The sequence below is a fragment of the Anaerobiospirillum sp. NML120449 genome, from assembly GCF_023051105.1.
In the GTDB taxonomy this organism is placed as follows: domain Bacteria; phylum Pseudomonadota; class Gammaproteobacteria; order Enterobacterales; family Succinivibrionaceae; genus Anaerobiospirillum.
Genome location: NZ_JALKIL010000001.1, coordinates 251,047 through 265,073, shown reverse-complemented (window position 1 = coordinate 265,073; position 14,027 = coordinate 251,047). Strand labels below are relative to the sequence as shown.

General features: G+C 41.8%; 12 protein-coding genes. All 12 read right to left on the bottom strand.

Translation table 11 applies throughout. The features are described 5' to 3' along the window. Nucleotides 1-68 precede the first annotated feature (68 nt). Nucleotides 69-2,141: a type IV secretory system conjugative DNA transfer family protein gene (locus MXE41_RS00685; protein WP_247099015.1), complete on the bottom strand. Its 2,073-nt coding sequence runs from the start codon at nucleotides 2,139-2,141 to the stop codon at nucleotides 69-71. A gap of 264 nt (nucleotides 2,142-2,405) precedes the next feature. After that, the gene (locus MXE41_RS00680) at nucleotides 2,406-3,929 is read right to left on the bottom strand and encodes a hypothetical protein (RefSeq protein WP_247099014.1); all 1,524 of its coding nucleotides are present in this window, start codon (nucleotides 3,927-3,929) and stop codon (nucleotides 2,406-2,408) included. 228 nt (nucleotides 3,930-4,157) lie between these two features. After that, nucleotides 4,158-5,720, bottom strand: a complete 1,563-nt coding sequence (locus MXE41_RS00675; RefSeq protein ID WP_247099013.1) for a hypothetical protein — start codon at nucleotides 5,718-5,720, stop codon at nucleotides 4,158-4,160. Between the two features lie 162 nt (nucleotides 5,721-5,882). Next, complete coding sequence (locus MXE41_RS00670; protein ID WP_247099012.1) at nucleotides 5,883-7,388, bottom strand: hypothetical protein; 1,506 nt, start codon at nucleotides 7,386-7,388, stop codon at nucleotides 5,883-5,885. Between the two features lie 100 nt (nucleotides 7,389-7,488). Then, entirely contained in the window at nucleotides 7,489-8,586 is a 1,098-nt protein-coding gene (gene virB11 / locus MXE41_RS00665) for a P-type DNA transfer ATPase VirB11 (protein ID WP_247074078.1), read from the bottom strand. Then, nucleotides 8,579-8,857 carry a hypothetical protein gene (locus tag MXE41_RS00660; protein WP_247099011.1) on the bottom strand — a complete coding sequence of 93 codons (279 nt, stop codon included), beginning with the start codon at nucleotides 8,855-8,857 and terminating at the stop codon, nucleotides 8,579-8,581. Before MXE41_RS00660 ends, virB11 begins: the two co-directional genes overlap by 8 nt. A gap of 51 nt (nucleotides 8,858-8,908) precedes the next feature. Further along, nucleotides 8,909-10,126: a type IV secretion system protein VirB10 gene (gene virB10 / locus MXE41_RS00655; RefSeq protein WP_247074082.1), complete on the bottom strand. Its 1,218-nt coding sequence runs from the start codon at nucleotides 10,124-10,126 to the stop codon at nucleotides 8,909-8,911. Nucleotides 10,127-10,131: 5 nt separating this feature from the next. Further along, nucleotides 10,132-10,983, bottom strand: coding sequence for a P-type conjugative transfer protein VirB9 (gene virB9, locus MXE41_RS00650; RefSeq protein ID WP_247099010.1), 852 nt, complete (start codon nucleotides 10,981-10,983; stop codon nucleotides 10,132-10,134). Beyond that, entirely contained in the window at nucleotides 10,983-11,729 is a 747-nt protein-coding gene (locus MXE41_RS00645; RefSeq protein WP_247074087.1) for a VirB8/TrbF family protein, read from the bottom strand. Before MXE41_RS00645 ends, virB9 begins: the two co-directional genes overlap by 1 nt. A 257-nt stretch (nucleotides 11,730-11,986) precedes the next feature. Further along, on the bottom strand, nucleotides 11,987-12,268 hold the full coding sequence (locus tag MXE41_RS00640; RefSeq protein WP_247099009.1) for a hypothetical protein: 282 nt from the start codon (nucleotides 12,266-12,268) through the stop codon (nucleotides 11,987-11,989). Nucleotides 12,269-12,571: 303 nt separating this feature from the next. Next, nucleotides 12,572-12,799, bottom strand: a complete 228-nt coding sequence (locus MXE41_RS00635; protein WP_247099008.1) for a hypothetical protein — start codon at nucleotides 12,797-12,799, stop codon at nucleotides 12,572-12,574. A gap of 80 nt (nucleotides 12,800-12,879) precedes the next feature. Then, the gene (locus tag MXE41_RS00630; protein ID WP_247099007.1) at nucleotides 12,880-13,962 is read right to left on the bottom strand and encodes a hypothetical protein; all 1,083 of its coding nucleotides are present in this window, start codon (nucleotides 13,960-13,962) and stop codon (nucleotides 12,880-12,882) included. Nucleotides 13,963-14,027 lie beyond the last annotated feature (65 nt).

Here is a 14,027-nt window from a genome sequence, read left to right as displayed (position 1 = left end):
CTCCTTAAAGATAATTGTTTAAGATGCCATGTAACCGGGATAAATGATTACAAGCCAGTATATTAGACCTAGTCATTTGTGTCATCAACAAAGATGAAGTTCTTAGAAAAACTGTGCTTTTCTTCATCTGAGTTATCAAGGTCCATAAGAGGTTTTTTTACCTTTTCCTTTATATTAGCCCCTGTAGCGCCATCCGATGCTGGAGCAGTTGTGGACTCTGTTTCAGCAGCAGCCAGGGCCTCTGTATCGTTATCAGTACCCGATGCTGCAGGGGCTTCGGACTCTGTTTCAGCAGCAGCCAGGGACTCTGTATCGTTATCAGAACCCGATGCCGGAGCGGCCTCGGACTCTGTTTCAGCAGCAGCCTGGGCCCCTGTATCGTTATCAGTACCCGATGCCGGAGCGGCTTCGGACTTTGTTTCAGCAGCAGCCGGGAGGGCGGAGGCAGCAGCTGCAAGATCATCGGACTCACTCGATTCAGGTTCAGACTTAATAGTCTCCTCCTGATTAAACTTGTTCATAAGCTCAAGATCTTGCTGTGATTGCTTTTCAAGTATCGGCTTAACAAAAAGGTCATGATAAATCTCACGATCCTGCTCCTCATACTTGGCAACCATATCATTCATAAGGGCTTCGACATCTATGTCATTTTTGGAGGTATCAGAGCCCCCTCCAAGACCAAACTTCTTAATAAATTCGTTTACATCATGAACCGGTATCTCAGGGGCTTCCCAGTTAATTCTTTCAGTAAATACCGGATCTTCAAAGTACTTGATCTTGTCGCAGAGGATTGGCTTGCAATTCTCCATTGAAACAATCTCACGCCACTGACCGAGCTCCTTAATTTCCTGCGGGAGCATAAGTGCTCTTTTCTGTTCACTCTCGCTTACAGAGCGTGATCCGTTACCGCCAATACCACTGTATGAATGTGATTTGTTCTTACTGATAAATGTCTCATAGCCAAGCATCTCTGAGTACTCGTTAGCATCAGACTGAACAACAGGCGAAGGTGCGTACATAATCATGAGAGCATGGTTAGCCATTAAAGTAATGGCTCCAGACTTTCCATACTTATCTTCCAGCTGAGACTTGTTCTGGATAATGGTAAGTACGCGCATGTTATAACCGGCCTGGTATGAAATTGCCTGTTGAATCATGTTGACCTTACCTATAGCGGTAAACTCATCCATGATCATAAGGCACTGGTACTTCAGGCTTTTGTCCTGCTGCGGCAGGACACGGGTGTTAAGGTTAAGCAGCTGGTCAAAGAAAAGGTTAATTAAAACTGCAGCATCCTTTAATTTGTCAGGGGTAACGCCAAGATAAATTGACATTCGTTTTCTTCTGACATCTCTCAGGTCAAAATCATTAGCTGATGTTGCCTGGTCCACTCTCGGATTCTGGAAAATAAGCAAAGGTGTATTAAAGGTTGCAACAATGCTGGACAGAGTGTTCTCAGAATTGCCAAGAATACGGCCCAGAGAGTCCCTGCAGCCTGATGAATAGCTAAATCCCTTTTCTTTAGCAGCAGCAAGCATGCCCTCAATATGCTCCTTAAATGGCTTTCCCTTTCCGCTTGCCTGTCTAAGGATCTCGCCAATGGTGTTTGGGAGATCTGGCGTCTCCAATACCAGAAGGCACAGTCCTCGGAAGAGGTCCTTGGCCTGCTCGTTCCAGAACTTGTCTTTCTCATCACCTCCTGAGTAGAAGGCTGCAGCAATAGCATCAATATCGCCCATTCGTGAAGCAGGGTCATCGCTGATATAGGCAAGAGGGTTATACCTGTGAGTTCTTCCGTTGGTATCAAACGGGGAGAACAGGTAGACCTCCTGTCCATGTTTTGCTCTGTATCCGGCTGTAATATCAAAGTTTTCCAGCTTAATATCGAGCACTACCAGGCTGTCTGAGTAATTAAGGCAATTAGGAATTACAACACCAACACCCTTGCCAGATCGTGTAGGAGCAGCGAGCATTACGAACTGGAAGCCGCCATAGGTTAGATAATGGTTCTGAAATTTACCTACCAGGATGGTCTTTTCAAGACCCTTAGGAGGGTCGATAAGGCCCGCCTGCCTGACCTCGGCCAGTGTTGCAAACCTGGCGTCACCGTGAAGTGTCTTTTTCTTCTGATTTGTAAACACAATTACTCCTCCGGCTATAAGGGCAATGATATAAGGAGCAAAAGCACATATTTGTACAGATACTCTTAAGAACTTATGAGGATGGTTTTTATAAACAGCAAAATAGTCCCAGATTGTCATCAGGCCGACATAATTAAGGGGCATTTTATTGAGTTTAAAAAACAGGAGTCCAGATCCGTAAGTCAAGCCTGCCCATAGTAACGCAACAGCTGCCACAATAAAGACAGCCTGGCCAGCTTTCTTTTTATTCATGTCACTCTCCAGTTATCTTTCCCTGGACTTTGAAGAATTATCAGGTTCTTTAAGCATATCGACTAACCTTACAGGTTGAAGGTCGAAATGTTCATATAAATCCAGGCTGCTTTTTGCAGCTGTACTGAGGTCTTCTCTTAAATTGTTACTGTTATTAACAGTATCAGTGACCTTGTCCTTATTTTCAGCAATGGCTGCAACACGTGTCTGTACCAGGCTGTCGACTGTTTTAAGAATATCCTCAGACTTAGTGCCTTGTACCTTATCCAGGACGGAGTCAATAAAGCTCATCGAAGGAGTGTGCATCTGAATAACCAGGTTCTCATGGTCCTGTTTATAGAAATCCCATAGACCTTTATTAAGTGGTTCAGTCTGCTGATCTTTTGCAAGGTCAATATCTCTTACCAGCTTCGCTACCCGGGCAGCCACGTCAAAGGCCCGCTTTACTCCGAGCTGATCGCTTTTATAGTCTCTGCCACTCTCATCCATCTCTATTCTGGCAACACTGAATCGCTTTATATCATTCTGTGTCACCGGTACGCCAGCCTGTGCAGCAATCATGGTGCCTGCAATATCACATGCCATATTCCTCCATTGATTATCTTTTAAAGAGGAAAGTTCATGTTTGCTTATCTTAATAAGAGGCTGCTCAGGAGGTTGTTGCAGAGGGCTGCTGTTAACAAACAGCAGTTTACTCTCTGACTTATCTAATTCCTTGGCAGCCTGTTTTAAACTTGACTCAAAAATGCAGTCCCCTATTAAATGCGCGCAGGCTTTTAAATAATCATTTTCTGAGCGGAAATTAATAGGATAAGGCATCTTTACAGTCTTATTATCAGGAAAGTTGCTATCATGAAACTTCTTATAAAGGTTTGCATGTCCTGATGTTAAAGGCTCGCGATGGTCAGCAGACCAGCTCTTTTCATCTTTGTCTTTATAAGGGTCTTTATCGTTTATAAAAGAATGTTCTAATTTTATACCAAAGTGGTTAAGTAGTTTTTCTATTTTTTCAAACGCAGGAGCATATTTGTCATCATCGAAGACAGCCATGGCTTTATTTTCATAGGCGGCTTCCCTGCCGAAATGATCAAGTACAGTCCGTAATGATTTATCTTTGATTTCATCAAGTGATACTAAAAATACGGACGATCCACTCTCGTTGATAATATCTTTGTGTGTTCTTGGTTCTTCTAATAATAACTCACCGATTTTAGAGATAAGCTTTTTTTCATCTTTAAACTCCAGATTACGCTCTTTAACCATAACAAATGGTATTACACGCAGGTCCCTGGTACTGCCATCGCTATAATCAGCCAGGGGGTACATGACATGTTCTTGATTTACGACATTAATTTTAGGTAACTCTCGTTTAAGCCCGAGATCAAATATAGGTGGATTATATCCAGTAATATAATTTGCTGAATGCCCTAAATAACTGTAATTCTGCATGTAAGCTTTCAGAAAACCACCTTTCTCTGGTGAGAGAGGTTCCTCTACATGAACAGGCCTGTTCAGCTCAGAAACGTAATCATTCATAACATATCCTTTAACCTGTTTGTCATCGTACAATGGCTGCCTTAATCTTGTGCCAGCAGCAGCTGCTGGCCACCTGTGGTGACTGGCAGCCTCATGACAACGTTAAGGAGCGCTTCGGCCCATCCAGCGGCTACTTGCCCTCCGCTTGCTGTCTTAATTTTGATTAAGAATAAGATGCTAGAAGAGGTAATAACGGCAGGCGGGGAGAGAGGTCAAGATACACGCAAGTTATCTTTCCCTGGTGTTTGAAGAATAGTTTTGGTCTCTAAGAGCAATGGTTAGCTTAGAGATATCTTTATAAAATTTATAATCAATCTGTCTTCCTGTAGCCTGGGCAAGGTCTTTTCTCAGGTCTTTACTCGTATAAACAATATCTATTGCGTCCTTCTTATTTTCAGCAACAGCAGCAAGACGTGTCTGTACAAGGTTGTCAATTGTCTTAAAAACTTCCTCAGGATTCACTCGTGTCTTAAGAGCATCCACATATTTCACATCTTGAAGCTTATCCAGCACGGAGTCAACGAAGGCCAATGTGGGCGTATGCCTTTGAATAGCCAGGTTCTCATGGTCCTTTTTATAGAAATCCCATAGACCTTTATTAAGTGGCTCAGTGTGCTTATCTTTTGTAAGGTCAATATCTCTTACTGCATTCGCAACCTTGGCAGCAACATCGAAAGCGCTCTTTAGTCGAAGCTGATCTCTTTTATAGTTTTCGCTGTTATTGTCAGTTTCTATCCTAAACTCATGAAATCTTGCGCGGTCACGTTTTGTTAAGGGAATACCTGCCTGTGCGGCAATCATGAGGCCTGCAGCATAAATTGCGACATCTTTCCATCTAGTCTCTTGTAAGGAGGCAAGTTCATCTTTGTTTATCTTGACAAGGGGTTTGTTATTGTTTTTTTCTAAGCTTGATCCTAGAACATGATCGGCCACTACATGATCGGCCACTAAATGTGAGCAGGCTTTTAAATAATCATCTGTTGAACTAAAATTAATTGGATAAGGCATTTTTACAGCCTTTAGATAAGGCAAGTAGGAAGTCTTTGGACTATAGAAAGCACTGTACATAATGTCATGCCCAGAGTCAGAAAGAGCCTTGTATTGATCATACCGAGCCTCGGATACCGCGTCTGTTTCAAATCCATTAAAACCCCTGAAAGGGGGATTATCTTTTAAAATAGAATGCTCTAATTGTATATTAAAGTGGTTAAGAAGTTTTTCAGTTCTTTCAAATACTGGGGCGTATTTATCATCATTAAAGACAGGCATGGCATTCTTTGCAGAGGCATACTCTCTGCCAAAATGGTCAAGTACTTTGCTTAATGATTTATCTTCTATCTCATCAAGGGAAACTAAAAAGAGATTTTCTTCGCGTCCTAATCTATCCGTCATGAACCAGTCAGTAAATTCATTCGCGACCCTGATGTCCTTATTCATTACTTTGGCTGCTTTATTTTTAAGACGCAAGATGGAGTGTTGTCCGATCATTCCGCGTTGACAGGCAATCTCGAATGGTATTACACGTAAATCTCTGGTCTTCCCATCGCTGTAATCAGCAACAGGGAAATCGACTTTCATTCCAGTACATACATTAATCTTAGGTATATCCGGGTTTAAGCCAAGATCGTCAATACTTGTAACACCATAATGCCGACAATAGTTTTTAATTCGTTCATTATCTGTACTAGGTATGTAGTCGTGAATTAAAGCTTTCAAAAAACCACCTTTCTCTGGTGAGAGAGGTTCCTCTACATGAACAGGCATGTTCAGCTCAGAAACGTAATCATTCATAACATATCCTTTAACCTGTTTGTCATCGTACAATGGCTGCCTTAATCTTATGCCAGCAGTAGCTGCTCGCCACCTCCGCATGCTGTCTTAATTTTGATTAAGAATAAGATGCCAGAAGAGGTAATCACGGCAGGCGGGGAGAGAGGTCAAGATACACGCAAGTTATCTTTCCCTGGTGTTTGAAGAATTGTTTTGTTCTCTAAGAGCATCGGATAGGTTAGATACATCTTTATAAAAGTTATAATCAATCTTTCTTCCTGTAGCCTGGGCAAGGTCATTTCTCAGGTCTTGACTCGTATACACAATATCTATTGCGTCCTTCTTATTTTCAGCAACAGCAGCAACACGTGTCTGTACAAGGTTGTCAATTGTTTTAAGAACATCCTCAGATTTCACTCCTTGGAGCTTATCCAGCACGGAGTCAACGAAAGCCAATGTGGGCGTATGCCTTTGAATAGCCAGGTTCTCATGGTCCTGTTTATAGAAATCCCATAGACCTTTATTAAGTGGCTCAGTGTGCTGATCTTTTGTAAGGTCAATATCCCTTACAGCATTCGCAACCCTGGCAGCAACATCGAAAGCGCTCTTTAGTCCAAGCTGATCTCTTGTATAGTTATAGTTGCTATTGTCAGTATCTATCCTGAACTCATGAAATCTTCGGCGATCCATTCTTGATAAGGGAATACCAGCCTGTGCGGCAATCATGAGGCCTGCGGCATAAATTGCGACATCTTTCCATCTAGTCTCCTGTAAGGAGGCAAGTTCATCTTTGTTTATCTTGATAAGGGGGTTGTTATTATTTTTTTCTAAGCTTGATCTTAGAGCACGATCCCCCACTAAATGTGAGCAGGCTTTTAAATAATCATCTGTTGAACGAAAATTTATTGGATAAGGCATGTTTACATTGCTTTTACCATAAGGGTTGGTTTTATAGAACGTTACGTACATAATGTCATGCCCAGAGTCACAAAGAGCCTTATATTCACGGTACCGTGCCCTGTATAACACTTCATCTCTGTCGATAGTAATAGCCTTCGAGCCAGGGTGTTTATCTTTTAAAATAGAATGATGTAACTTTATCTCAAAGTGGTTAAGAAGTTTTTCAGTTCTTTCAAATACTGGAGCATATTTATCATCATTAAAGACAGGCATGGCATTCTTTGCAGAGGCATACTCTCTGCCAAAATGGTCGAGAACTTTGCTTAATGATTTATCTTGTAACTCATCAAGAGAAATTAAAAAGAAATCTTCTTCGCGCCTTAATCCAGGTCTCGTGGTTAAATTTCTAGTAATTGCATGCGCGACCCTGAAGTCCTTATTCATTATTGCGGCTGCTCTATCTTCAAAATTATTACCATATTTAAGATCTAGTCCGCGTTGCATGGCAATATCGTATGCTATTACACGTAAATCTCTGGTCCTCCCATCGCTGTAATCAGCAACAGGGAATTCGAATTTATATTTATTAGAGACATTAATCTTACGTATATCCTGATCTAAGCCAAGATCTTCAGCTCCTGAAAAACCAACTTGCTCACAATAGCGTTCAAACCGTTTATTAAGTTTAAAAGGCTTGTAGCCTTCCATTAAAGCTTCCAAAAAACCACCTTTCTCTGGCGAGAGAGGATCTCTTACATGAATATAACCATATTTATTGTCATCTAGCATAATATCTCCTGTTGTATATTTAGTAGAAGACAGCTCAGCCCGCCGCCTCGACCTGACGCATTGATACGCCAGGTCAGATTGTAGCGGGTAAGTTGAATTACTAGGTACGCTGCTTCTTATTTAATTGCTCGTAAGTATTAAAGAAGAGCTCTGTAATATGGCGTCCTCGCCCGTTCTTCTTGTCATTATGAATACATACAACAATGTCAAGAACATCCGACAGAAGCTTCATAATGACATCAAATGGTAAAGACTGTCCCACCGGAGACTGCATTACCTTGAGTCCAAGATAATCAAACACTCCTTTACACGTACCGGCATGACAGCTGGTAATTGTTCCGCCATGGCCTGAGAGGCACACATTCAGAAAGTCAAACGTCTCACCGCCACGTAACTCTGCAAGCAGAATACGGTCTGGCTTCATACGCAGACAGGACCTCATAAGGGAAGCAGCAGTAATGGTGCTGCTCTCTGTTGCTTCTGACGGGTATAACAGGTTTACCTGGTTCTTGTGGTTAGGCAGGCCCCACATGAGTTCAGGAACATCTTCGATAGTAATAATGCGTTCTTCAACTGGGATAGCCTGCATAAGAGCCTTCATGAAGGTGGTCTTACCTGAACCAGTCTCACCTGCAATAACGATGTTCTTACCCATTTCAACTGATTTGATAAGGAAATTGGCCCTTAATCTGGCCTTTTCCTCAGGGTCGTTGCAAATCATTGCCTGGTGATACATGTTGCAGAGGTTGGCGTCTACATCATTCATCTCCTGAACAGGAACAATATGATCAAAGAAGCTGCCAGAAATATAGTCATCCATAGCTCTGACAGTCTTACCTGGCTTTCTGATTGTTACTGATACAGTGTCATCCTTACAGGCAGGAGGCATAACAAACTGTGAACGTTCACCATTTGGAAGAACAGCAGATACAACTGGTGACGCATCGCTGAACATGGTGTTGGCATAAGTGGCAACAGCCACACCCATACGTTTAAGAAAGTCGTAGCTCAGAGCATCTACGCGATGCTGCTCCCAACGACCACTCTTCTCCACAAAGACGATATAAGGTTCATTAATGCAGATTTCTGTAATGGACGGATCGTTAAAAAATTCATGCAGAGGCGCAAGCATGTAATCAACGGCAGTACGTTTGGCTGCCGCTGGAGAGCCTGGGAGTTCGATTGCGGGCTTATTCATGTTCGTTATCACCCTCCTCGCCCTCTGCGTCCTCGTTAAACTCAGAGTCATAATCTAATGGTACTCCCATAAAATTCAGTACCTCTTCGACACTTTTATCTGAGTTCTTGAGGGCATCATAAATACGCTTTGCATCAACGTCATTAAGCTTGTTGTTGAGTTGCACAATCTGTTTGGCAATCTCATCAGCACGAGCGCGGAAGCGAGCTTCCTTTTCCTTGAGAGCTACAATCTTCTGGTTAATTGATTCTTTGGTCATAACACGGGACATATATAATCCTTAAGAAAATGATATTTCAGATGAGCAGGAAAGACAGAGCTGCTACTTATCTGAAAGAGAGAGGTTGTAAACGTTTGAGAAATTAAGATCACGAGCGACAAAAATGGCTACTCTTTCTCCCTGGTTTTTAATCAAGGTAGGAGGAATATTGCCACTTTGAGCCATCGCCTCTTTAATAATTTCATCAATTCCATCAGTGGTATTGTTGTATGTTACATCACCATTGTTACTATTGCGATTAGCTGTATTAACTACATACTGGAAACCATCCGACACCATAGAAAACAGAAGGGCATTGCCGAATCGTTCCCACCAGTGAAAATCTACAGCACCACCCATACCAGCTCCGCCAAGATTATCTGTTGTAGGGGAGTTAATTGCTATTGAAACACCTTTAGGGGTACGTAACTCAGTCCACAACATAAAAATACGGGCAAGACCGTTCTGTACAGCGCCCTGATATTCACCTATCGCTTTAGTACCCTTTTCAATGAGAAGTGTTCTTCCATCCATTGAGTAAATATTGCGTGGTACAACACAGGTGGTCATACCTGGAACTGTAGTATCTACTCTGGTCTCCAGAATACATTCAATAACAGTTCCTTTAGAAAGAGTCAGGCTCTGGTTTTTGATCAGTCTGGCTGTCTTGGAAGGGGTTGATACAGAGTCCATCATTGAGCTCAATGAAGGTGTTGCAGGAGCCGGTAATGCTCCGGCACCTGGTACCGCTGGAACAGGAGGAACAGCTGAGGCAGCTCCAGGGTATCCACCAGCAGGCCTTACAGCAGCTTCAGCAGAATCTATAGTACCCATCATTGGTGCTGCAAACTTAAGCTCTTCAAGTGTTGGTATTGGTTTACCATCAGGGCCAATATTGGCTGTTTCAGGAGCAGGCATTGGCAATGGCATTGGCAGCTCCTTTTTGGCTGTAGCCTGCTGTGCTGTTTCAGCAGGCTCTGGTTTTGGCTCCGGTTCCGGATCTGGATGAATGTCCTTGACATTAACACGGGTCAAACTATTAGTTGCAGTTAGACCTGCAGTGTTGGCGTCAGAATTTTTCTCTGCAGCCTCCTCAATCGAGGTAGTGCCCCACCAGCCTTTCATATGGGTAGCCCAGGCGATAACCGCGACCAGGAGAAGTAAAGCAACACAGATCAAAACCAATTTCAATCCCCTGGCAGCCTTTGGACGGCCAGCTACAGAAGGCACCCCATTGGACTTGGAGCTGGCAGCCTCCTGATCCTTATTAACATCACTCATATAAGTTATTCCACGATTGTCCTTGAAACGCCGTTTACAGTGCTGTTAGTTTCAACAGTGCTGTCATGCCTTGTAGATGTGTGAACCAGACCTTTATCGAAGTGCTCGTTATAGACGCCCACAACATCGGCACCAGCTCGAAAACGATACTCAGGGTACACACCGTGAATAATTAGAGTGTTGTTCTCAATATGGCTGTTCAACAGAGCTTCACCATCAGAGCTGACGCTGTACACTGCAGGAAAATCGGTATTAGGCTTAAATTTGAAATAGGTAAAAAGGCCATCATCAAAAGCCATTACAGGAGCAATATGTCTTGACCCTTTAGTGGTACCAAAATTCATTGAGTAATAGCAGTTCTTAAGATGAGGGTTGGTATCAATATTAGGGTCTGGCTTTTTCAGCGCCTCTTTCAATCTGTTCTTCTTCATCTCCTGCTCAGAGAGGCTTTTATTTTCTTCCGGGTATTTAAAAGTAAGTTTATAAGTGGCCTTTTTGCTGTCATTGACCAGATAAACATCGAAGTTATAAATGCGTTTGTTAGTGACTATAACAAGATTTGTCGTTCCCTCCTTATCTTTAGGCTTAAGAAAGAACTGATTTTCAGCAGTCGCAAACTCCCATGCAGTGGAGTATCCAGAGCCGTAGTTAACTACTTTCTCTCCGGGGGCAAAGATAACGGTAGTGATAAAGCCGTTAGCTGCATTGATCCTGGTAACATTCTGATCAGAGTACTTTATGTGCTGAATTCTATGGTCCAGTGCAGATCGCTCTGGTACCTGTAGAGCAACAGCTGAATGGGAAGAAAGAGCCAGTACAGTGGAGCAGGCTGCAATAATAGTATTTAGTCTCAGCATTACTTAACTCCACTTATTTCAGGGTCAACTCTGTATGAAGTAACTTTAAATCCGAATGGATTAATCAGGCGATTCTCTTCTTTGACTTCATATGTAGGGAAGTACTCAAATCCGATAGTTGCTGTCCATGTTTGAGAACTCTCCTCAGTATTAGTTTTGTTATTAAAGACAGTTTTAACAAAACGTATAGTAGCAATTGAGTCAGAATTGATAACGATAGAATTAAGCTTGACAAGAATACGATAGTTGTCTTTAAGACGAACCTCTATACTGTCCTCATGAGTTCCAAACTGTGAACTGTATGGTTGAAACACATTCGGCAGGCTCAGTTCACGTACTTTAGTATATTCCTGATTCAGGGTTCTCCAATCATATGTTTCTCTTGCCAGAACATATTGAGAAAGCCAGTATTTATGCATCATTTCACTGGCTGGTATGTCTCGCTTGTTTGCGATTTTCAGGATCTCACTCATGCCAGTACTGTTGTCTACCTTAATAACGTACGGGACAACAGTCTTAAGAGGCATAAGCAACATAATGCTGATACAGGACAGCACGAAACCTGCTCCCATCACTTTGGCAACAGTCCATGCTCTCTGCTCTGACTTGTAAACTTCATGAAGTCGTGAAGTCTCCCATGTGTAACCACTTTTAATAATATCTCTTCCATTGTCTGAGACAGAAGGTAAAGCCTGCGGGGAGGAGACCTCTTCGATATTCTTTTGACCTTTAGTGAAAATACCCATATGTCATACTCATAGAAAGTTGTTGTACTGCTGCTGGAATTCAACCGGATTTATGTCAACCTTGTCACCCTCCGGTTCAGGAGGTGGTGGTGGAGGGGAAGTTGAACAACCAGCTACGGCAATACCTGCCAGAAAAATAAACGGTATCAACATCTTAATCAATTTAAGCTCCTTAATTACGTATATACATGTTGTAAAAAAGCAGAGCCATTATTAGCTCTGCACTAATTTATGCCAAAAAATTCAGACTGGTCGAATTAATAGACAATACCATTAGCATCAAGAGCTCTCATATCAATCTCAAAATCGGCCAGTAATTTACGTAATTCTGTCGACTCTTCTTCACTCAGTACACCCTCTTTGTAATCGGCAAGAAGCGTTGTTACATCTGTGTCAGCCACATACCTTGTAAACATCTTGAAAGCAGCATGATCGTTCTTAATTCTTTCAAGAGCGCATGAACTTAAGAATAATAAGGCCTTGTTGTACACAGCAAGCTTCTCAAAAGCCTCCTGCGTTTCTGGTGGTAGTTTATTCATTTTTAATTACCGTGCTTACGAAAAGAAAATAACCTTATGCTTGTTATTGTATTTCATATACCGACTATTAATCAATGTTTCTGAGTTTTAAACGGCTGATATAATTACGTGATTGCTCCGGTTTGTATCAGATATCACATCTTTGGTTATGTCAGGTAGCGTAGACATAAAAGGAGTCGTCAGGCATTTGCCAATGCACAAACAACTCCTTACATTTACTATATGCATTATGTAATAAAAGGGCGGTAAATGCAGAGCATTACCACCCTTGACCTAACTATCCCAGATATTGAACTGCAAACATTAACGCTCCATCGTTGACACGCGTCGCATGTTTGCTTTTAAAACAGTATCTTGTCCTGCTAACTTATGGTTGTGCTGCACATCAATAAAAGCAAAAGGCTTTGCCCCGCAGTTGATAGAATCCAGGACTTCCTTCCTGAAGTTCTTAACAATGTCAATTCTTTTTGAAACGTAATCATTAATACAGGTACGAGCATCATCATTGTAAATATCATTTAATGTAAACATATAAAATCACTCAATACATATGTTCTTTCAGCAGGGGCTTCCCAGCATAGCCAAACCTGTTAAACATAACCGCTCTGTCTTTACCTTTCTCTACTTGACGCTGGCTGTACCACATCAGACTTGTCAGCCCCTCCAAACTTCTTATCTACAATAGCTTGCGCGAGGTCACTGAAACTGGCAATCCTGGAGTCATGCTTTTCCCTGTTGTCCTCATTCCTGTAAAGCCCGGCATTCTCCTTAAAATAAGCAGTAAAGCACTCTTTAAGATAAGTACGGGTTCTGCCACTATTTGAATTTAGGGGTTTAGAAGATTTAGAGTCATTTGTACCCTTTGATAAATCTTCAACTACAGTCGGTCTAATTCCAGCCTTATCAAAAACCTCTGCCAGTACATTATCGGTATCTGTCCTGGTTTTGCCCGGCTCTAAAAGCTTGTATGGGTCAGTAAACTCTCCAGTAATTTTAGCGACATTTGCATCACATTCAGCAAACATTAAAACAAGCTCACGTTTTAATGAAGAAATGCTCTTCATTGGAAGATGAAGGCCGGCCTCTCCCATTGTTTCAACCCTATCGCGATAGTAAGTTGGAAATCCATGCTCATCTCGCTTATCTGTTAATTCAGTTAGAGGTGGACTTTTTGCGGAGAGATATATAATAAAGTCCCCAAAAATATCTTTGAAATGACCCTTTGCAGCATCCACAATCAGTTGATTCGTGATATTCATCCAGTCTTCAACTGCCTTATCAATCAAATACCCGCTAGGCGTTAAAGTATCCGCCTCAATTTGTCTTCCTCTCTCATCAGCTTGCACAGAGGGTAAATCTATAGGATATCTGTCAACAAGATCCTGATAATTATTAAGACCGAGATGTTTTTTTGCTTCTAAATCTCTCCATGTAGCAATATTCTCTATTCTATGAATACTAAAGTGATCATAGGGTAGTGTTTCAATACCATCTTCAGTATTGACGATGTAGCCAGCAGCAGCGTCACCTAACTTATTGAGAAATTTTTCATCAGGAAAACTCTTATAAGTATCTGTATCTTTTAATCCTTTTAAGTAAGAAAGCTCTGGAGAGTTGTCCAAAGCCTCCTTAGCGAAATTTTGAAACGTCTTATTTTCTTTTAAAGTGTCAATATCAAAATAAACAGGTCTCATAAATAACCTCTAACTCATACAGAAGAAGCTGCTTCTCAAGTAGTAGCAGCTTCTATATATATCTT

Coding starts and splice junctions, on each gene's coding strand:
- MXE41_RS00630 (WP_247099007.1), bottom strand. CDS start 13,962: ATGAGACCTGTTTATTTTGATATTGACACTTTAAAAGAAAATAAGACG.
- MXE41_RS00635 (WP_247099008.1), bottom strand. CDS start 12,799: ATGTTTACATTAAATGATATTTACAATGATGATGCTCGTACCTGTATT.
- virB11 (WP_247074078.1), bottom strand. CDS start 8,586: ATGAATAAGCCCGCAATCGAACTCCCAGGCTCTCCAGCGGCAGCCAAA.
- virB9 (WP_247099010.1), bottom strand. CDS start 10,983: ATGCTGAGACTAAATACTATTATTGCAGCCTGCTCCACTGTACTGGCT.
- MXE41_RS00645 (WP_247074087.1), bottom strand. CDS start 11,729: ATGGGTATTTTCACTAAAGGTCAAAAGAATATCGAAGAGGTCTCCTCC.
- MXE41_RS00675 (WP_247099013.1), bottom strand. CDS start 5,720: ATGAATGATTACGTTTCTGAGCTGAACATGCCTGTTCATGTAGAGGAA.
- MXE41_RS00640 (WP_247099009.1), bottom strand. CDS start 12,268: ATGAATAAACTACCACCAGAAACGCAGGAGGCTTTTGAGAAGCTTGCT.
- virB10 (WP_247074082.1), bottom strand. CDS start 10,126: ATGAGTGATGTTAATAAGGATCAGGAGGCTGCCAGCTCCAAGTCCAAT.
- MXE41_RS00680 (WP_247099014.1), bottom strand. CDS start 3,929: ATGAATGATTACGTTTCTGAGCTGAACAGGCCTGTTCATGTAGAGGAA.
- MXE41_RS00670 (WP_247099012.1), bottom strand. CDS start 7,388: ATGCTAGATGACAATAAATATGGTTATATTCATGTAAGAGATCCTCTC.
- MXE41_RS00660 (WP_247099011.1), bottom strand. CDS start 8,857: ATGTCCCGTGTTATGACCAAAGAATCAATTAACCAGAAGATTGTAGCT.